Genomic DNA, 750 nt, shown 5'->3' with positions numbered 1-750 from the left:
TCTTGAACTGCGCCATAACAGGCCATACCGCATCCATTAATACCAAGCTTCAGCTCTTTTGGCATGTCCATTCCCCCARGGCGTTTTTGTAATTCTTCCGTATGTGGAATAGCATCGCTTTTTTCTCCATCACAAAAATCACACGCTTTAATTGTGAACACGTCTCCGACCGGAGATAGTAAAAAGGAAGCTGCTTTGAGCTTTTTAATAATCACATCTGGCTGGGCTGTTGGAATTTGAAGTTTGATTTGATGGTCAGGTGTATACTCCATCGTACCTTTTTCACCAACAACTTCTGCTAGTGTTGTCATTTGAACAGGCGTGAATTTCTTATTGGCAAGTCCTGGACTAACCGCGACTTCGAAAATTGACTGTATTGGCTGGTGTACGACCCCAGAAGTGGTTTCACCTAAAATTGCTTGAAGCGCTTCTTCTGCAAGAGCTCGTGAAGTTGCTGTTTCTTCTGGTTTGGTCTGAACTGCTTCAATTGCTGAAGCTGTTTGCTCTACAGTCTCTTCTTGATCGAGAGCCCATGGTTCTGCTTCTTTTCGAAGTCGCTGATGCGGTCTTAGCGGCTGCTCCGTTTGGTTGAGGGTATATTTCCGCTGATACCCGCGTGGTGTAATCATTAAATCGTCGTAAAAGAACGTAGATGAATTTCCGACAACAACGGTAGTCAGCATGCCTATTTCATGGTTTAACATGTCTTTTAAGTTAGTCATTACGACTTCTTCACGGTCACGATAAGCG

At 43.9% G+C, this 750-nt stretch carries 1 pseudogene; it reads right to left on the bottom strand.

The features are described 5' to 3' along the window. A pseudogene (locus AC1DRF_RS30740) lies at positions 1–750 on the bottom strand (precorrin-3B C(17)-methyltransferase); the annotation flags it as partial.

The sequence above is a fragment of the Priestia sp. P5_B4 genome, assembly GCF_056400385.1.
Note: the sequence above shows the minus strand (reverse complement) of the source record. Positions and strands in the feature narration are given on the sequence as shown.